The sequence below is a fragment of the Streptomyces sp. NPDC000878 genome, from assembly GCF_053599695.1.
Genome location: NZ_JBSFMT010000032.1, coordinates 18,731 through 35,861, shown reverse-complemented (window position 1 = coordinate 35,861; position 17,131 = coordinate 18,731). Strand labels below are relative to the sequence as shown.

General features: G+C 70.7%; 17 protein-coding genes. 3 read left to right on the top strand and 14 right to left on the bottom strand.

The annotated features are described in order from the left end of the window. Positions 1–3: 3 nt before the first annotated feature. Genes ACWDR4_RS26430 through ACWDR4_RS26420 form a run of 3 tightly spaced genes read right to left on the bottom strand, consistent with a single transcriptional unit; the run spans position 4 to position 3,178 of the window. On the bottom strand, positions 4–1,374 hold the full coding sequence (locus ACWDR4_RS26430) for an FAD-binding oxidoreductase (protein ID WP_450412256.1): 1,371 nt from the start codon (positions 1,372–1,374) through the stop codon (positions 4–6). Then, positions 1,371–2,561, bottom strand: a complete 1,191-nt coding sequence (locus tag ACWDR4_RS26425) for an acyl-CoA dehydrogenase family protein (protein ID WP_450412255.1) — start codon at positions 2,559–2,561, stop codon at positions 1,371–1,373. The genes ACWDR4_RS26430 and ACWDR4_RS26425 overlap by 4 nt, the downstream gene beginning before the upstream one ends. Then, complete coding sequence (locus ACWDR4_RS26420) at positions 2,558–3,178, bottom strand: hypothetical protein (RefSeq protein ID WP_450412254.1); 621 nt, start codon at positions 3,176–3,178, stop codon at positions 2,558–2,560. The genes ACWDR4_RS26425 and ACWDR4_RS26420 overlap by 4 nt, the downstream gene beginning before the upstream one ends. A 168-nt stretch (positions 3,179–3,346) precedes the next feature. Between ACWDR4_RS26420 and ACWDR4_RS26415 the strand changes: the two genes are divergently transcribed. Then, positions 3,347–3,538 carry a hypothetical protein gene (locus tag ACWDR4_RS26415; protein WP_450412253.1) on the top strand — a complete coding sequence of 64 codons (192 nt, stop codon included), beginning with the start codon at positions 3,347–3,349 and terminating at the stop codon, positions 3,536–3,538. Between the two features lie 74 nt (positions 3,539–3,612). Here the strand turns inward: ACWDR4_RS26415 and ACWDR4_RS26410 are convergent, their stop codons facing one another. From ACWDR4_RS26410 to ACWDR4_RS26385, 6 genes are all read right to left on the bottom strand, one after another. Then, a complete protein-coding gene (locus ACWDR4_RS26410; RefSeq protein ID WP_450412251.1) occupies positions 3,613–4,719 on the bottom strand; it encodes an LLM class flavin-dependent oxidoreductase in 1,107 nt (368 codons plus the stop codon). Positions 4,720–4,742: 23 nt separating this feature from the next. Continuing rightward, complete coding sequence (locus ACWDR4_RS26405; RefSeq protein ID WP_450412249.1) at positions 4,743–5,714, bottom strand: ABC transporter substrate-binding protein; 972 nt, start codon at positions 5,712–5,714, stop codon at positions 4,743–4,745. Next, entirely contained in the window at positions 5,711–6,430 is a 720-nt protein-coding gene (locus ACWDR4_RS26400; RefSeq protein WP_450412248.1) for an ABC transporter ATP-binding protein, read from the bottom strand. Before ACWDR4_RS26400 ends, ACWDR4_RS26405 begins: the two co-directional genes overlap by 4 nt. Positions 6,431–6,435: 5 nt before the next feature. Further along, positions 6,436–7,314 (bottom strand): ABC transporter permease, encoded by an 879-nt coding sequence (locus ACWDR4_RS26395; protein ID WP_450412247.1) that lies wholly within the window; start codon positions 7,312–7,314, stop codon positions 6,436–6,438. A 68-nt stretch (positions 7,315–7,382) separates the two neighbouring features. Beyond that, positions 7,383–8,255: a sulfurtransferase gene (locus ACWDR4_RS26390; RefSeq protein WP_450412246.1), complete on the bottom strand. Its 873-nt coding sequence runs from the start codon at positions 8,253–8,255 to the stop codon at positions 7,383–7,385. Beyond that, positions 8,252–8,968: an alpha/beta hydrolase gene (locus tag ACWDR4_RS26385; protein ID WP_450412244.1), complete on the bottom strand. Its 717-nt coding sequence runs from the start codon at positions 8,966–8,968 to the stop codon at positions 8,252–8,254. Before ACWDR4_RS26385 ends, ACWDR4_RS26390 begins: the two co-directional genes overlap by 4 nt. A 352-nt stretch (positions 8,969–9,320) precedes the next feature. Between ACWDR4_RS26385 and ACWDR4_RS26380 the strand changes: the two genes are divergently transcribed. Continuing rightward, positions 9,321–10,169 carry a LysR family transcriptional regulator gene (locus tag ACWDR4_RS26380; RefSeq protein ID WP_450412242.1) on the top strand — a complete coding sequence of 283 codons (849 nt, stop codon included), beginning with the start codon at positions 9,321–9,323 and terminating at the stop codon, positions 10,167–10,169. 58 nt (positions 10,170–10,227) lie between these two features. On the opposite strand, the gene ACWDR4_RS26375 is transcribed toward ACWDR4_RS26380, so the two are convergent. The 5 genes from ACWDR4_RS26375 to ACWDR4_RS26355 form a co-directional block, all read right to left on the bottom strand. After that, on the bottom strand, positions 10,228–10,626 hold the full coding sequence (locus tag ACWDR4_RS26375) for a MarR family winged helix-turn-helix transcriptional regulator (RefSeq protein ID WP_450412240.1): 399 nt from the start codon (positions 10,624–10,626) through the stop codon (positions 10,228–10,230). 63 nt (positions 10,627–10,689) lie between these two features. Further along, positions 10,690–11,721 (bottom strand): LacI family DNA-binding transcriptional regulator, encoded by a 1,032-nt coding sequence (locus tag ACWDR4_RS26370; protein ID WP_450412238.1) that lies wholly within the window; start codon positions 11,719–11,721, stop codon positions 10,690–10,692. Continuing rightward, positions 11,718–12,623 carry a carbohydrate ABC transporter permease gene (locus tag ACWDR4_RS26365; RefSeq protein ID WP_450412236.1) on the bottom strand — a complete coding sequence of 302 codons (906 nt, stop codon included), beginning with the start codon at positions 12,621–12,623 and terminating at the stop codon, positions 11,718–11,720. The genes ACWDR4_RS26370 and ACWDR4_RS26365 overlap by 4 nt, the downstream gene beginning before the upstream one ends. Beyond that, entirely contained in the window at positions 12,620–13,543 is a 924-nt protein-coding gene (locus tag ACWDR4_RS26360; protein ID WP_450412234.1) for a carbohydrate ABC transporter permease, read from the bottom strand. The genes ACWDR4_RS26365 and ACWDR4_RS26360 overlap by 4 nt, the downstream gene beginning before the upstream one ends. Then, a complete protein-coding gene (locus tag ACWDR4_RS26355; protein WP_450412233.1) occupies positions 13,540–14,856 on the bottom strand; it encodes an ABC transporter substrate-binding protein in 1,317 nt (438 codons plus the stop codon). The genes ACWDR4_RS26360 and ACWDR4_RS26355 overlap by 4 nt, the downstream gene beginning before the upstream one ends. 200 nt (positions 14,857–15,056) lie before the next feature. Between ACWDR4_RS26355 and ACWDR4_RS26350 the strand changes: the two genes are divergently transcribed. Next, positions 15,057–17,078, top strand: coding sequence for a beta-galactosidase (locus ACWDR4_RS26350; RefSeq protein WP_450412231.1), 2,022 nt, complete (start codon positions 15,057–15,059; stop codon positions 17,076–17,078). The last annotated feature ends 53 nt before the right edge of the window (positions 17,079–17,131 follow it).

Genomic DNA, 17,131 nt, shown 5'->3' with positions numbered 1-17,131 from the left:
CGCCTAAAGGGACTTGCCCGGGTTGAGGATGCCCCGGGGATCGAACGCGTCCTTGATCCGCCGCTGCAGCGCATGCGCCGCAGGCCCCAGCTCGTCGGCGACCCACTGCCGCTTCAGCACCCCCACCCCGTGCTCGCCCGTGAGTGTCCCGCCGAGCCGCAGCGCCAGGGCGAAGATCTCGCCCGCCGCCTCCCAGGCCGCGTCCGGCAGCCCGTCCAGGGTCGGGTCGACCACGATGATCGGGTGCAGGTTCCCGTCCGCCGCGTGCGCGATGGTGAACACCGGGACGTCATGGCGCCGCGAGATCTCCCGGATCTCCCGCGCCGCCTCCGCCAGCCGTGAGCGGGGTACCGCGATGTCCTCGATCAGCGGGCGGCCCAGCCGCTCCAGCGCTGGCAGCGCGCCCCGGCGGGCGGCGAGCAGGGCCTCCGCCTCGGCCGGATCCTCGGTCGTCTCGACCAGAGTCGCCCGGGTGAGCACGCCGGCGACCGCCGCCGCCTCCGCCCCGGCACCCGCCCCGTCGCACTGCACCAGCAGCAGCGCCGCGCCCCGCTCCCGCAGCGCCGGGTCGACGGCGTGCAGCACCGGCCCGTCGACCAGCTCCGCCAGCGCCGGTACGACCCCGGCCCTGCCGATCGCGTACGAGGCCTCGGCTGCCTCCTCGAAGGTCGGGAAATACGCAGCGACAGTGGCCGTGGCCACCGGCAGCGGGCGCAGCCGCAGGGTCGCCGAGGTGATCACCGCGAGGGTGCCCTCCGAGCCGGTGAGCAGCGCGGTCAGGTCGTAGCCCGTGACGCCCTTGACGGTACGGCGGCCCGTGCGCACCACCGTGCCGTCCGCGAGGACCGCCTCAAGGCCGAGCACGCTGTCCCGCGTCACGCCGTACTTGGCGCAGCGCAGCCCGCCCGCGTTGGTGGCGATGTTCCCGCCGATCGTCGACAGAGCGGCGCTCGCCGGATCGGGCGCGTACCGCAGGCCGTGCGCGCCCGCCGCCCGGTCCAACTCGGCGGTGATGACGCCGGGTTCGACGACGGCGAGCTGGTCGTCCACCGACAGTTCGAGGATGCGGTTCATACCGGAGAGGTCGAGTACGAGGGTGCCCTCGCCGGCCGTCGCACCACCCGACAGCCCGGTACCGGCTCCGCGCGGTACCACCGGCACGCGCAGGGCGTGCGCGTGCCGGAGGGTGACGGTGACGTCCTCGGTGCGTCGTGCGTGGACTACGGCGAGTGGACCGCCGTACGGCCGGGTGCCGGAGCGGTCGGTGGTGTGCGCGGCCAGCGTCAGCGGGTCGGTGGCCAGCCGGTCGGGTGGCAGGTCGCGGGCGAGGAGGCCGAGGAGCTGGGCGGAGGCGGTCGTGGTCGGGGCGGTCACTGGTCCTCCCGGTTCTCTGCGACGGCGGCCTTCCGCAGGGACTTCGTGCCGATCGCGAGTACGGAGATGTCCTCCTGGGGTGCGTGCACGGGCGCGCACTGGATGTCGCGGAAGTGCCGCTCCAGGGGGTTGCCCCGGGCCAGTCCCGGATTGCCGAGCAGCCGCACGGCCAGCCCGACGGCCTGTACGCCGTGACGGTCCGCCAACATCCTTGCCCCGAGGGCCTGTTCAGGGGCGTACGAGGGGTCTGCGGCGTCGACCCGGGCCGCGCCGCCGAACACCAACTGCTCGGCCCCGGCGAGCAGCACCTCGATCTCCCCGGCCGCCCGGCGGAAGCGCTCCGTACGGGCCACCGGATGGCCGAGGTTGGCGGGCACCCGGGTGTGCGCGAACGTGTGGAAGAACGCCTGCGCGGCCCGCGCGACCCCCAAGTACAGGGCGGCGAGCGGCAGATGGAGGGACGCGCCCGCCCGGTTGTGCTGCTCGGCGGCCGGACCGTACGGTGCGAGCCCGATGACCTGCTCGTACGGCACCCCGACATCCCGGAAGGTCACATCGTGGCTGCCGCTCGCCCGCAGCCCCAACTGGTCCCAGTGGCCGGTGACTTCGATGCCGGGGGAGTCGCCGGGCACCAGGAAGGTGCCCACGCGTGGCTCCGGCTCGTCGGTCGTCGCCCACACCAGGAACCAGTCCAGGCCCTCGGCGCCCGTGACGAACCGCTTCGTCCCGCTGATCGCCCAGCCGTCCCCGGTGCGCCGGGCCCGGGTGGCGGGCAGGCCGCCGCGCGCGGGGGAGCCCAACTCGGGTTCCACACGGGCGTGGTTGACGAGCACGGGACGTACTAGCGACTCCTTGACGACCCGCGCGTACAACTCCTCGGGCCAGTGCGGCTGTACGGCCTGCCGGCCATGGGTGGTGAGGGTCATCGCGGCGATCAGGGCGACGGACGGGTCGCCCTGGCCGAGGGTGTGCAGGATGTGCGCGGTCTCCTCGACGCCCGCGCCCCGGCCGCCGTACCGCTCACCGAGGGTGGCGGTGAGCAGGCCGGCCTCGTGGGCGACTTTGAGGGACTCGGCGGGGAACGCGCCCGAACGGTCGTACCCGGCGGCCAGTTCGGCGATGCGGGCGGTCACCCTGTCTCGGCCGGTCACGGCGTCCCGGGCAGTCACGGCTTCTCCGGTGGTCACAGATTCTTCTTCAGGTCGGCGGCCAGTTCGGTGTTGAGCTTGGTCGTCCAGAACAACTTCACGTCCAAGTGCTCCTTGAGGGCGCCGAGTTCGGTGAACACGTCCGCCACCTTCTGCTGCGAGGCGATGGTGTCGTCGCCGACCGTGCGGGCCTGGGTCGGGCGCTGGTTCTGCGCGTCGACCAGGTCCTTCTTCGCCTGGGCGAGCGGCTGGTGCGTGTTGTCCGACACGATCTTGGCGAACTCCGCCTCGCGGCCGTCCCTGACGTACGCGTACGCCTGGGTGATGCGGGCGATCAGGTCGGCCGTCGCCGCCTGCTGGGCGGGGTTCTTCAGCACGCTGTCGCGGGCCGTCCAGAGGAAGTTGCCCGACAGGATGTCCTCGCCGGAGCCGACCGTGGTGGCGCCCTGCTGGTGGGCGGTGATGATCGACGTGCCGTAGGAGGCGAAGGCGTCGATGCCGCCGCCGTTCAGGGCGGCGGTATCGACGTCGGACCCACTTCCGGCCCGCTGCTTCAGTAACTGGTAGAGGAGGTAGTGGGCGGTGGTGTTCTGGACTTGACGCCCTCTCCTGCCCGAGGGCTGGAGATTCCGGTCCGCACCGCTAGGCGGTACCACCGTGGGTTCCTGCTTCACTGGCCCTTGCCGGTCTCCAGGGAGCTCGGTCTTACAGGGGCCTCCACAGGCGTTACTTCCCGCCCGTCCGGCGGTAGATCCGACAACTTCGTCGTCGGATGAGGCGATCTTAGCCATGCCGCTGCGGCCCTCCAGGCTGCCATGGACAGGATGCCCTTCACCTCCACCCTGAAGGATGGAGCCCTGGACAAGTGTTCGGAAGCCGACCTCCTCGACCTTCCAGCCGGTCGCGCCGACCCGAAGGGTGACGGCGGACTGGTCGGACGACGACTCGGCCTGGGCCTGGCTCCCGCAGGCCGCCGTGAGGGCGAGCAGCAGGACGGCGGCGGACGTGCGCAATGAACGTGAGCGGCGGAACACGGAGTCTCCATAAGGGGATTCGCAGACAGGGGTGGGTGGACGGGGAGTTGACGGGATCAGGCGGCCTGGCTGGTCGTCGCCGCACGGTGGGCGAGTTCCTGCCGGACCAGCGGAAGGACGTAACGGGCGTAGTCGATCGCGTCGTTGAGCGGGTCGTAGCCGCGGATCGACAGCAGGTCGCAGCCGATGTCGACGTAGTCGAGCAGTGCCGCGGCGACCGTCTCCGGCGTGCCGACCAGCGCGGTCGAGGCGCCGGCGGCGTTGGTCGCCACCGCGGGGGCGGTCCACAGGCAGCGGTCGTGCACCTCGCCACGGTCCGCGATGTCGAGGAGGCGCTGGGAGCCGACGTTGGCGGGGCGGCCGGTGGTGCGGTAGTGGCGCAGCAGCTCGGTGTTGGCGGCCTGGTCCTTGAGCGCGCCCAGCGTGCGGTGCGCCTTCTCCCAGGCCAGTTCCTCGGTGGGCGCGATGATCGGGCGGAAGGAGACCCAGATACGAGGGTGGGGGCGCCCGGCGGCATCCGCGACCGCGTTGACGGCGGCGATCTGCTCGGCCGTCTCCTTCAGCGGCTCGCCCCACAGGCCGAAGATGTCGCCCTGCTGGCCGCCGACCCGGTAGGCGTCCTGCGAGGAGCCGCCGACCGAGACCGGGACCAGCCCGTTGTAGGGCTTGACGTCCGAGTAGTAGCCCTCGAACGTGAAGTACTTGCCCTCGTGTGAGACGGGCCCGTCGGCCTGCCAGACCTTCCGCAGGATCTGGATGTATTCGTCCGAACGCTCGTACCGCTCCGACTTGTTGAGGTAGTCGCCCTCCCGGTGCTGCTCCTCGTCGCTGCCCCCGGAGATGATGTGCAGCGACAGGCGGCCGTTGCTGATCTGATCCAGGGTTGCGAGCGCGCGGGCAGCGTGGGTCGGGAAGATCACGCCCGGCCGGTGGGCCAGGATCGGGCGGATGCGTTCGGTGTTGGTGGCGACGAACTGGGCGAGTTGGAGCGCGTCCGGGGACGCCGAGTGGTAGGCGACCAGGGTGTGGTCGAAACCGCCGTCGTCCAGGGTGCGGGCGTACTTGCGGACGAAGTCGGGGTCGAAGCCGCCGGTCCGGTTGCTGGAGGCGGGGCCGTTGGACCCGGAGTCGGTGTGGACGGCGCTGATGAACTCGACAGGCATGGTGAACTCCCTTGTCGTGAGGGCTACTTGAGGAGGGACGTGTCCGCCGACTTCGCCACGTCGACGTTCGGGTCCAGGACACCGATGCTGTTCATGAGGTCGGCCACGTCCTGGACGGTCTCGTTCACGTCGTCGGTGATCGGCAGGACCTGGCCGTACGCCGCCGAGGCCAGCGTCTTCGCCACCGAGGCGTCGGCGCCGTTGCGCTCCACGATGGCCTTCGCGTAGGCGTCCTTGTTCGCGCTGGTCCACTTCAGGGCCGTACCGAGGCGCTTCAGGAAGTCGGACAGCGCGGCCTTCTTCGCCGAGTCGGCGAGGGCCTTCTCGGAGGCGTTGACGAAGCCGTAGCCACTGACCCGGCCGTCCGCGCCGTCGACCAGCAGCTTGCCGCCCTGCTCCAGGGCGACGGCCTGGTAGACGCCGAAGATCGCCCAGACCTTGATCTTGCCGGAGGAGAACGCGGCCTGGGCGTCGGTCGGCAGCAGGTACTGCACCTTGACGTCCTTGTAGTCCAGGCCGTTCTGCTTGAGGACGTTGGCCAGCAGGTACTCCGAGATACTGCCCTTGGCGGAGGACACCACGACCTTCTGGCCCTTGAGATCCTTGATGCTGTCGATGCCGGAGTCCTTGCGGGCGACGATCCCGACGTGGGTGCCGTCGTTCTTCAGCGCGGCGACGTTCTTGATCTTCACCCCGCCGCTGAGGGCCTGGAGCGCCGGCAGGTCGGCGGAGAAGCCGGTGTCGGCGGCGCCCGCCTGCACCGCCTGGTAGAGCGGGGCAGCGCCCTCGAACTCGGCCCACTTCACCTTGTACTTGGCGCCCTTGAGGGCCCCGGAGGCGGCGACGATGGTCTGGAGGGTCTTGGCCTGGTCACCGATGGTGAGGGTCACTTTGGAGCCGCTCCCGGCGGCGTCCGCCGAGGAGTCCGCGCCGCAGGCGGTCAGCGCCAGCAGTGCGGTCGCGCTCAGCGCGGCGGTGGCGAGTCTGCGTATCACGAGGGGGTCCCTTCGAGGGTGTGTGCGGTGACACCGAGCCAGCCGAGGAGGTGGGCCCGGAGGGTGACGAACTCGGGCGAGGTGAGATCGCGCGAGCGGGGCAGATCGACGGTGAGGTCGTGGGCGATACGGCCCTCGTCCATCACCAGGACCCGGTCGGCGAGCAGCAGCGCCTCCTCCACGTCATGGGTGACCAGGAGGATCGCGCAGCCGTGCCGCTGCCACAGCTCGGCGACCAGTTGCTGCACCTTGCCCCGGGTCAGCGCGTCGAGCGCGCCGAACGGCTCGTCGAGCAGCAGGAGTTCGGGCTCGCGGACCAGGGCACGGGCCAGCGAGACCCGCTGGGCCTGACCGCCGGACAGGGTCTTGGGCCAGACGGTCGCGCGCTCCTCGATGCCGACCTCGGCGAGGGCCTTGTCGGCCAGGGCACGGTCGGGCCGCCCGGGCAGTCCGAGCACGACATTGCGCCACACCTTCAGCCAGGGCAGCAGCCGGGGCGACTGGAAGGCCGCGCTGCGCCGCGCGGGCACGGTCACCTCGCCGCCGATCTCGTCGTCGAGCCCGGCGAGGATCCGCAGCAGCGTCGACTTGCCGCAGCCGCTGTGCCCGAGCAGGGCGACGAACTCGCCCTCCCGGATGTCGAGATCCAGCTCGTGCAGCACGGTGTTGCCGTCGAAGGCCCGCGAAAGCCCCCTGATTTCCACGCTGTTGGCCATGGGGATCACGCCTCGCCCTCGAAGTTGGCCCGCCAGGTCAGCAGCCGGCGCGACAGGACCCGTACGGCGAAGTCGCAGGCGAGGCCGAGCAGCGCGTACACGGCGAGGCAGAGCACGATGATGTCCGTACGGAAGTACTGCTGGGCGTTGCTCATCAGATAGCCGAGCCCCGCGTCCGCGTTGATCTGCTCGGCGAAGACGAGCGCGAGCCAGGCGGTGGAGAGCGCGTACCGGAGCCCCACGAGGGCGCCGGGCAGTGCGCTCGGCAGGATGACGTACTTGATCAGACCGAACCGGCCGAGCCCCATCATCCGTGCCGCCTCGACGAGTTGGGCGTCGGTGGACCTGATCCCGCCGTAGATGTTGAAGTACAGCGGGTAGGTGACACCGAGGGCGACCAGGGCGATCTTCGGGGTCTCCTCGATGCCGAACCAGACGATGAACAGCGGGATCAGACCCACCCAGGGGATCGCCCGGAACATGCCCATCGAGGAGTCGATGACGTCCTCGCCGAGCCGGAACAGCCCGGCGAGCAGGGAGAGTCCGAGGGCGACCGTCGCTCCGATGAGGAAGCCGGTGGCGGCGCGGCGGCCCGACGCGGCGATGGCGCTGGGCAGTTCACCGTTCTTCGTCAGGTCGACGGCCTGCTTCAGGACGTCCACGGGGGAGGCGAGCACCGACTCGGGCAGCACACCGGTGGCCGAGGTCAGGAACCAGAGAAGTACGAGGCCCACGGGTCCGGCGGCCCGGCGCACGGAGCGGGGCAGCCGGCGCCGGCGGGTGGTGCGGGCGGCGCCTCGGATGGTGATCCGGGGTGCCGGTTCCGGGAGAGTGTCGGTGCGCGGCGGGGCCAGGGGCGCCGCGTCGAGCGGTTTGGTGGTCATGGCGGGTTCCTCTCGCGGGGCTCGGGGTGGCGGAGAGCCACCGGGCGGCCTCCGGGACGGCGCTCGGGTCAGGAGGGCTCGGGGCCGGTCGCGGCCGGGCGGGTGGGATCGGTGGACCAGGCGGACCAGGAACCGGCGAAGAGGGTCGCCTCGTAACCGGCGAGGGCGAGGGCGGCGATCTGGTGGGCGGCGGTGACACCGGAACCGCAGTACACGCCGATGCGTGACGCGTCTCCTGCGCCCCGGTCCTCGAACCGCTTGCGCAGCAGCTCGGGCGACAGGAAGGTCCCGTCGGCCGCGAGGTTCTCCCCGGTGGGCGCGGAGACCGCTCCCGGGATGTGCCCGGCGCGGGGGTCCACCGGCTCGACCTCACCCCGGTACCTTTCGCCCGCACGGGCGTCCAACAGCAGCCCCTCGCTGGCGAGTTCGGCGGCACCGTCGGCATCCGTGAGCGGCAGCCCGCCCGCGTGCAGGACGACATCGCCGGGTTCCGGACCGGCCGGGATGCCGGACTCCAGCGGCAGTTCCGCCGCCCGCCAGGCACCCAACGCCCCGTCCAGCAAGGTCACGTCGGCGACCCCGGCGTACCGGAGCAGCCACCAGGCCCGAGCGGCGGCGGTGTTGCCCAAGTCGTCGTAGACCACGACAGGTTGGCCCTGCCGGAGCCCCCAGTCACGGGCCGCCGCCTGCAACTCACCGATCTCCGGCAGCGGATGGCGCCCGCCCTCCGTGCTCGGCGGCGCGGCAAGCTCGGTGTCCAGGTCGACGTACACCGCACCCGGGATGTGCGCGTCCGTGTAGTGGTCGCGGCCGTACGGGTCGCCGAGCGCCCAGCGGACGTCGAGGACCAGGGGCGGCTGCTCGGAGGCGAGGGCGTCGCGCAGCTCGGCGACGGTCGTGGTCACACGCGGGCCGCTGCCGTTGTTCGTGAGCCCGCTCATGCGAGGCCCTCCGCGATCACGGGCAGCTCGGGGGAGAGGCGCAGCCGTTCCAGGAAGAGGACGACCGCGGCGGCGGCGGTGCGGTGCAGCGCGTCGTTGAGCACGTCGTGCCGGCCGCCGTCGAAGGTCACGGTCCGGACGTTCGCGTGCCCCGCGTAGACGCCGAGTGCCTGGTCGAGCGGGCTGACCTGGTCGTCCTTGCCGTGCAGGGCGAGAACCGGCACCTCGACCCGGTCGAGCCGCAGCTCCGGCAGGTCGACGGCCGCGTCGATCGCCCCGCGCCGGAACGCGGAGTCGCCGGCGAGGCGCCCCTGATGGGTCGGGCAGGCGGTCCGCGCAGCCAACTCGCCTTCCCAACTCCCGGACTCCCAGGGGCCGGTGGGCAGGCCGACGAGGATCAGTGCGTCGACGGCCGCCGGGTGCTCGGCGGTGAGCTGAACGGCGTACCGGGCACCCGTGTCCGAACCGACCAGGACCTTCGGGCCCGGCAGCGACTCGTCGGCGAGGAGCTTGGCCGCCTCGTCGAGCACGGACGGATCGGCGGACGGGTCGCCCAACGCCCGTACCCGGTAGGCGTCGAAGGCGAGCCGACGGCCGAACCGCTCGTACAGACCGCCGTGTTCGCCCCGGCCGGGCAGCACGATCAGTGTGCCGCGCGCTGCGAGACCTTCGGGTTCGTCCCAGGAGGCGGGAGAGGGCAGGGAAGAGGGCATGAGGAAGCAACTCCCGTTTCAGGGAAGGGAAAAGGGCGGGCGGAGAACGCGAACGGAGCGGGGACAGGCAACGGCCTACCGGTGCGCGGGCAGCGCGGAACCGGTCAGTGGAGGCCGTACGGAAACGCCGGGAGGGGGCGTGGGATCAACGACAGCGCGCAGTGCACGCCACGCCGAAGTCGATGACTCGGCGCTGCGTGAGCAGGGCAGCAGGTGCGGTCGGATACGCCATGCCCTCATCATGACCGGCACATGTGTGCGACGTCCAACGACGATTCCGCATCGAAATCGATCGCAATCCGTGATCGATCGAGAATAGCGATCGATGACCCGCGCGGGCTACGGTCACGGTATGCCCCAACCAGTCCTCGACATCGTGGCCCTGCGCAGCCTGACCGCGATCGCCGACCACGGCGGTTTCCACCGCGCGGCCCAGGCGCTCGCCCTCAGCCAGTCCGCGGTCAGCCAGCACGTCCGACGGCTGGAGAAGATGCTGGGCCGGCCCGTCGTCGAGCGCGAGGGCCGGGGCACACGGTTCACCCCGGAGGGTCGGCTGCTGCTGGAACAGGCCAGGCGTGTCCTCGCCGTCCACGACGAGGCCGTACGCACCCTGCTCGACGTCGACGGCGACACGATCACCCTCGGCTCCACCGAGCACGCCGCCGACCAGTTCCTGCCCCGGCTGACCGCGGCCGTCGAGGCGGTGCGCCCCGGCTGCCGGGTGCGGTTCCGGATCGACCGGTCGGCACGCCTTGTGGAGGCGGTGGAGCGCGGCAGCGTGGACGTCGCGGTGTACGTCACGGAGGCCGCGGCGACGGAGGGCACGCCGGTCGGCGGCCTGCCCCTGACCTGGCACGCTCCGCCCGGCTGGGCGCCCCCGGCCGCCCCCGTACCCGTACCCCTCGTGGCGATCGAGGACCCCTGCGCCATCCGCCGCCGCGCCATCGCGACCCTGGCCGAGCAGGGCGTCCCGGCGTCGGTGGTAGGCGACGCGGGCTACCTGGCGGGCGTCCTCGACCTCGCCCGCACGGGCAGGGGAGTGGCCCTCCTGGCGGCGGTGGGCCCGGCCCCGGACGGCCTCACCCCGTACAAGGGCCTGCCCCCGGTCCCTTCGATCCCGATGAGCGCCTTGGCCCGCCCAGGAGCAGACCCGGCAACGGTAGAGGCAGCGTTCGCGGCGGTAAGACAACTACTGACCTAAGCCCTGATGGGGGCGCGAGGAACTGCGCGAGAAGCCCCACAGGCGCGCACCAAACGAACTACCTGTCTCCCAACGACCGCTCCAACGCGGCCCGTTGAAGCGGCAGAACCTCACCATGCAGCTCCCGACCTCGCGCGGTCAGCGCAACCCGCACCCCCCGCCGATCCTCCACACACATGCTCCGCTCAACCAGCCCGTCCTTCTCCAACCGCCCGATGAGCCGAGAAAGCGCACTCTGACTGAGATGAACCCGGCCAGCGATGTCCTGCACCCTGCACTCCTCGCCCGGGTCGGAGGCGTCCGCCTCGGAAACAAGGACGTCGAGCACCTCGAAGTCGCTGGCCCCCAGGCCGTGCGGATGCAGCACACGATCGATCTCGCACATCGTGCGCGCATGCGCCGCCAGGATGTCCCGCCACTGGTCCGCCAGCCCCGCACCGGCCCTGTTCACTGCCATGCACCCCATGTTAATGCGTATGCATAAAAACCGACGTGGCGGGACCGACGCGACCTGAGCGACTCAGGCGGACCCTCGCTTGATCAGCTCGGTGGGCAGGATCACCGCCGCCGGGTCCTCGCCGCCGATCTGCGCGAGCAGCACGCGGACCATCTCGGCGCTGATCCGGTCGTACGGCTGCCGGATGGTCGTCAGCTGGGGGCGGGCGGCCAGCGCGGCCGAGGAGTCGTCGAAACCGCCCACGGACACGTCCCCGGGAACGGACCGCCCCGCACGCTCCAGTGACGTCAGCACACCCTGGGCCATCAGGTCGGACGCGACGAACACGGCGTCCAGGTCCGGGGACCGGTCCAGGAGCCGCTCCGCGCCCGCCTCGCCGCTGGCCCGGCTGTAGTCGCCGGAGACGACGAGACGGTCGTCGTACTCGATGCCCTCCTCGGCCAGGATCTCGCGGTAGCCGGCGAGGCGTTCCACACCGCCCGGGGTGTCGAGCGGGCCGGTCACCACGGCGATACGGCGGCGGCCCAGCGACAGGAGATGGCGGACCATGTCCCGCGCGCCGTCGCGGTCGTCCGCCGCCACATAGCTCACCTTGGAGCCGAGGCCGATCGGCTTGCCGCACGCGACCAGCGGGACGCCCGCCTCGCACAGCTCCTGCGCGACCGGGTCGCCGGAGTGGCTGGAGACCAGCAGCACCCCGTCGACATGACCGGCGGTGATGTACCGCGTGATGCGGCGCCGTTCGTCCTCCGTGCCGGCCAGCATCAGCAGCAGCGGGATGTCGTGCGCCGCCAGTGCCTGGGTGCAACCCCGCAGCAGGACATTGAAGTTGGGGTCCTCGAAGAACCGTTCCTGAGGCTCCGTCAGCAGAAAGCCGATCGAGTCGGAGCGGCCGGTGATGAGCGAACGGGCGTGCCGGTTCACCACGTAACCCGTCTTGCGGATCGCGGCGTTCACCGCCTCCTGGGCGGTGGGGCTGACGTAGTGCCCGCCGTTGAGCACGCGCGAGACGGTGCCTCGGGAGACCCCCGCCTCGCGCGCCACGTCGTGGATCGTCGGCGGTTTGCGCCGGCCCCCGGTATTGCTCATGGTCATGACTTTACGGCTCCGGAGAGCAGGTCGAGGCTCCAGAACCGCTGGATGACCAGGAACAGCGCGATGAGCGGGATGACCGCCAGGAGCGCGCCCGTGATCACCAGCGTGTAGAGCGCCGGAGTGTTCGCTCCCTGTTCGAGAAGCGTGAACAGACCGAGCGTGATCGGGAACTTCTCGTCGTCGCTGAGCATGATGTAGGGGAGCAGGAAGTTGTTCCACACGGCCACGAACTGGAACAGGAAGACTGTCACCAGACCCGGGATCATCATCGGCAGCGCGACCCTGGTGAAGATCCGCCACTCGCCCGCGCCGTCCATCCGCCCGGCCTCGACGACGTCCGCCGGTACCGCCGCGGCGGCGTAGATCCGCGCGAGGTAGATGCCGTACGGGGAGAGGATCAGCGGCAGCAGCACGGACGCGTACGAGTCCGTGATGTCGGCCTTCGCCAGCAGCAGGTACTGGGGGATCGCGAGGATCACCGGCGGCATCAGCACGCCCGCCATCAGGATGCTGAACACCGTCTCCCGGCCGCGGAAGCGGTAGATCGCCAGCGCGTAGCCGCTGATCGCCGAGACGGCTGTCGACAGGAGGGCGCCGAGGCCGGCGTAGAGGGCGGAGTTGCCCATCCACTTCCAGTAGACGCCGTCGCGGTAGGCGCTCAGCTCCTTCACGTTGTCCGTGAAACCGCTGCCGGGCAGGAACGTGAACGTGGAGAACAGCTCGCTGCCCGACTTCGTCGCCGCGATCACCACCCACGCGACCGGGAGCAGGCAGTACAGCGCGCCCAGCAGAAGCGTGATCGTCGGGATCAGGGCGATCCGGCTGCGCAGGGGCGGGCGTTGTGCGGTGCCGGGCCTGGTGCCCGTCGCCGCTTCCGCCTTGCCCACGGCAAGAGAACTCATCGTGCTGCCTCCTGCTTGTTACGGGAGTTCGCGGCGCGCAGGAAGCCGAACGAGAGGACCAGCGTGACGATCGCGATGAGCGTCGCCTCGGCGGCGGCCGAGTAGATGTCACCCTTGCCGAAGGCGTCCTGGTACACCTTCATCAGCGGACTCCACGTCGTGGGCACGGAGTTGGTGAGCGGCTTGAGGGTGGTCGGCTCGCTGAACACCTGGAGCGTCGCGATGATCGAGAAGAAGAAGGTCAGCACCAGCGAGGGCGCCACCATCGGGATCTTGATCCGGAGCGCGATCTGCAGCGGGGTGGCGCCGTCCAGCTTCGCCGCCTCGTACACCTCGGCCGGGATGGACCGCAGCGCGGTGTAGATGACGATCATGTTGAAGCCGGTACCGCCCCACACCGCGATGTTGGAAAGGGCGATGTACAGCGGACCGCCGTCCAGCAGGTCCGGCTGCGGCAGCCCCAGCTTGTCGAGGACGAAGTAGAACGGGCTGACGTCGGGGAGGTAGAGGAAGCCCCACAGCAGCGCGGCGACGACGCCCGGGATGGCGTACGGCAGGAAGATCGCGAGCCGGGTGAAGGGCGTGAACCGCACCTTGTCCGCGTCGAGCATCAGCGCGAAGACAAGGGCGAGACCCAGCATCACCGGGACCACGATCGCGCCGTAGCCGACCACGCGCAGCGCGCCGGCCAGCAGCTCGCTGTCGGTGAGGGCGTCGGTGTAGTTGCCGATCCCCGCCCAGACCTCTTTGCGTGCCCCGGCGCCGAGGCCCAGGCCGGACACCTTCACCTTGTGCAGGCTCAGCCAGAGCGCGTAACCGATGGGCAGCGCGAAGAACAGGGCGAACAGGATCACCGCGGGCAGGAGGAAGGCGTACGGGGCCCCCTTGACCCCGTACGACGTCCGGCGTGCGCTCGTCACTCCGCGACTCCGAAGCCCTGCTTCTTCAGGTCGGCGACCGTGTCGTCCTGCATCGTCGTCAGGGCGGCACCGAAGTCCGACTTGTTCTTGGCGGCGGCGGCGAACGCGTCCTTGAACGACGTGTACGCCACGTTCACGTTCGGGCCCCACGCGGACGGCGCCGTGGTCTTCGCGATCTCGGCGGCCTTGGTGTAGAAGTCCGCCTGGTTGGAGAAGAAGTCGGGGGACTTGAGGAACGCGCCGCTGAGCTGGGCGCCCGAGGCGGCCGGGTAGATCCCGCCCTCCTTGGCGAGCGCGGCCAGCGCGTCACTGTCGGTGTTCAGCCAGGCGGCGAACTTCGCGGCGGCAGCCTTGTGGCCGGAGTCGGTGGTGACGGCGGTCGACGAGCCGCCCCAGCTGCCCGTCACCTCCTCGCCGGTCGACCACTGGGGGAGCGGGGCCATGGCCCACTTGCCCTTGGTGTCCGGCGCGGCTGTGGTCAGCGTGCCCGGCGCCCACACCGCGCTGACCCACGCGATCTGCTTGCCGGTGTTGAGCGCCTTGTTCCAGGCCGGGGTGTACATCGGCTGGTTGTCGATGGCGTCCTCCTTGACGAGGTCGCCCCAGAACTTGGCGACCTTCTCGGTCGCCGCGTCGTCGATACCGACCTTCCACTTCTCGCCGGAGGTCGTCCACCACTTGGCGCCGGCCTGCTGGGCCAGGCCCGCGAAGAGACCGGAGTCGTTGGCGGAGAAGGTCGTGAGGTCCTTGTCCGGGGCCTTCTTCTTCAGGTCACGGGCGGTCTGGGCGAACTCCTCCCAGGTCGTCGGGACCTTCAGGCCGTACTCCTTGAAGAGGTCCTCGCGGTAGTAGAACATCATCGGCCCGATGTCCTGCGGCACCGCGTACACCGCGTCCGTGCCCAGCGTCGTCTGCTGCCAGACACCCTCGGCGAAGTCCTTCTTCGCGTCGCCGACCTCGCCCGAGATGTCGGCGAGCGCGTCGTTGCTGACCAGCGTCGGCAGCGCCTGGTACTCGGCCTGCACCAGGTCCGGCGCCTTCTTGGCCTTGTGCGCGGTGAGGATCTTGGTGACCAGCGTGTCGCCGGACGCCTGCTTCTTCACCGTGACGGTGATCTGCTGCTCCTTGCCCGGCCCCTTGTTCCACAGGTCGACGACCTTGTCCATGCCGGGCGTCCAGGTCCAGTACGTCAGCGACACCGGGCCGGACTGGGCTTCGCTGTCGTCGTCGGACCCGCATGCGGCGAGTGTGGTGGCGCCGAGCGTGACGGCGACCGCGGTTGCCACGAGGCGCCACTGCTTCGTGTTCGGCATGGAACGTTCTCCCCTGACCATGGGGCTCCCGCCTGCTGCGAAAGCCCGCCATGCTTCTGTGAGCGTTCACAGTAGAGAAACATCCTCGACACTTGTCAATGGTTGTTGCCATGAGGTTATCTAGGGCCCGCGCTGCTAAAGCTGTGTGTGCACGTTCCCAAGATATGTTCCAGAGCGACAGACCGATCGGGAGACAATCCATGCCGGAGACCACCCCCACGGGCCTCACCAGGCTGGCCTTCGGCGGGGACTACAACCCCGAGCAGTGGCCGGAAAGCGTCTGGCGGGAAGACGTCCGGCTGATGCGCGAGGCCGGCGTCACGATGGTCAGCGTCGGAATCTTCTCCTGGGCCCTGCTGGAGACCGCGCCCGGGGTGTACGACTTCGGCTGGCTCGACCGCCTCCTGGACCTCCTGCACGAGAACGGCATCCGCGCCGACCTCGGTACGCCCACGGTGGCGCCGCCGGCCTGGTTCTACCGCGAGCACCCGGACGCACTGCCGGTCACTCCCGAGGGCGTGCGCTACGAGTTCGGCTCCCGCGCCGCGATCTGCCACAGCAACGCCGACTACCGGGCCGCCGCCGCCAACATCACCACGCAGCTCGCCGAGCGCTACGGTTCCCACCCGGCGCTCGCCATGTGGCACGTCCACAACGAGTACGGCGTCCCGGTCTCCGCCTGCTACTGCGACTCCTGCGCCGCCCACTTCCGCCGCTGGCTGGAGACGACGTACGGGACGGTCGACGGCGTCAACGAGGCCTGGGGAACGGCATTCTGGGGCCAGCGTTACGCGACCTTCGAGCAGATCAACCCGCCGCGCGCCACGCCCACGGTCGGCAACCCGGGCCAGGCCCTGGACTACAAGCGGTTCGCCGACGCGACGATGCGCGAGAACTTCGTGATGGAGCGGGACATCCTGCACCGTCTCGCGCCCGGCATCCCGGTCACCACCAACTTCATGACCGCCCTCAGCCAGTGCGACTCCGTCGACTACTGGGCCTGGGGCCGCGAGGTCGACATCGTCACCAACGACCACTACCTGATCACCGACGGCCGCCGCACCCACGTCAACCTCGCGATGGCCGCCGACCTCACCCGTTCCGTCGGCGGCGGCGCTCCCTGGATCCTCCTTGAGCACTCCACCTCGGGCGTCAACTGGCAGGCCCGCAACCCCGCGAAGGCACCGGGCCAGATGGCCCGCAACTCCCTCGCCCACGTGGCCCGGGGCTCCGAGGGCGCGATGTTCTTCCAGTGGCGCCAGTCCCGGCGCGGCGCCGAGAAGTTCCACTCGGCGATGCTCCCGCACGGCGGCACGGAGACCCGCGTCTGGCGCGAGGTCGTCGAACTCGGCGCCGCCCTCGACTCGTTGGCCTCCATCCGCTCCACCCGCACCGTCGCCGACGTGGCCGTCCTGTGGGACTGGCACTCCTGGTGGGCGCAGAACCTCCAGTGGCGCCCCAGCGAGGACCACGACCCGCGCGAGCGTGCCGACGCCTTCTACGAGGCCCTGTACGACCGCCACCTCACGGTCGACTTCGCCCACCCGGAAGCCGACTTGTCGGCCTATCCCCTTGTCGTCGTACCCGCCCTGTACCTGATGACGGAGGCAGCCGGGAACAACCTCCGCGAGTACGTCGAGAACGGCGGCACCCTCGTCGTCTCGTACTTCTCCGGCATCGTCGACGAGCACGACGCCGTCCACGAGGGCCCCTACCCGGGCGCCCTGCGCGACGTACTCGGCCTGACCGTCGAGGAGTTCGCGCCGCTGCTCCAGGGCGACGCCGTACGTATCACCGGCCCCGACGGCTCCGAGCTGACCGGCGACGTGTGGACCGAGTTCGTCGTCCCGCGCGGCGCCGAGACCGTGTGGACCTACGCCGACGGACTCACCGCCGACCAGCCGGCCGTCACCCGCCACCGCCTCGGCGAGGGCACCGCCTGGTACGTGTCGACCCGCCTCGACGCGCACGGACTGGACGCCCTGCTCGGCTGGGCCACCGAGGACGCCGACCTCGCGCCCCGCGCAGACCTCCCGCACGATGTCGAACTCGTCCGCCGCACGGGCGAGTCGGGCACCTATCTGTTCGCCGTCAACCACACCGCGTCGGACGCCAAGGTGCCCCTGGAGGCCCCCGGCACCGAACTGCTGACCGGCGAACGAGCCTCGGGCCGCCTCGCGCTGCCCGCCGGAGCCGTCCGGGTCGTACGACTCGACGGCTGAGCCGCAAGTTCCCCTCCGCCCGTGCGTGCCACGAGAGCCGCGGGCGGAGGGGC

Excerpts from the sequence above, each read along its gene's own strand:
- ACWDR4_RS26385 (WP_450412244.1), bottom strand. The coding sequence starts at position 8,968 with ATGCCCTCTTCCCTGCCCTCTCCCGCCTCCTGGGACGAACCCGAAGGT.
- ACWDR4_RS26410 (WP_450412251.1), bottom strand. The coding sequence starts at position 4,719 with ATGCCTGTCGAGTTCATCAGCGCCGTCCACACCGACTCCGGGTCCAAC.
- ACWDR4_RS26350 (WP_450412231.1), top strand. The coding sequence starts at position 15,057 with ATGCCGGAGACCACCCCCACGGGCCTCACCAGGCTGGCCTTCGGCGGG.
- ACWDR4_RS26375 (WP_450412240.1), bottom strand. The coding sequence starts at position 10,626 with ATGGCAGTGAACAGGGCCGGTGCGGGGCTGGCGGACCAGTGGCGGGAC.
- ACWDR4_RS26380 (WP_450412242.1), top strand. The coding sequence starts at position 9,321 with ATGCCCCAACCAGTCCTCGACATCGTGGCCCTGCGCAGCCTGACCGCG.
- ACWDR4_RS26365 (WP_450412236.1), bottom strand. The coding sequence starts at position 12,623 with ATGAGTTCTCTTGCCGTGGGCAAGGCGGAAGCGGCGACGGGCACCAGG.
- ACWDR4_RS26355 (WP_450412233.1), bottom strand. The coding sequence starts at position 14,856 with ATGCCGAACACGAAGCAGTGGCGCCTCGTGGCAACCGCGGTCGCCGTC.
- ACWDR4_RS26370 (WP_450412238.1), bottom strand. The coding sequence starts at position 11,721 with ATGACCATGAGCAATACCGGGGGCCGGCGCAAACCGCCGACGATCCAC.
- ACWDR4_RS26415 (WP_450412253.1), top strand. The coding sequence starts at position 3,347 with ATGCCCTTCACCTCCACCCTGAAGGATGGAGCCCTGGACAAGTGTTCG.
- ACWDR4_RS26390 (WP_450412246.1), bottom strand. The coding sequence starts at position 8,255 with ATGAGCGGGCTCACGAACAACGGCAGCGGCCCGCGTGTGACCACGACC.
- ACWDR4_RS26395 (WP_450412247.1), bottom strand. The coding sequence starts at position 7,314 with ATGACCACCAAACCGCTCGACGCGGCGCCCCTGGCCCCGCCGCGCACC.
- ACWDR4_RS26400 (WP_450412248.1), bottom strand. The coding sequence starts at position 6,430 with ATGGCCAACAGCGTGGAAATCAGGGGGCTTTCGCGGGCCTTCGACGGC.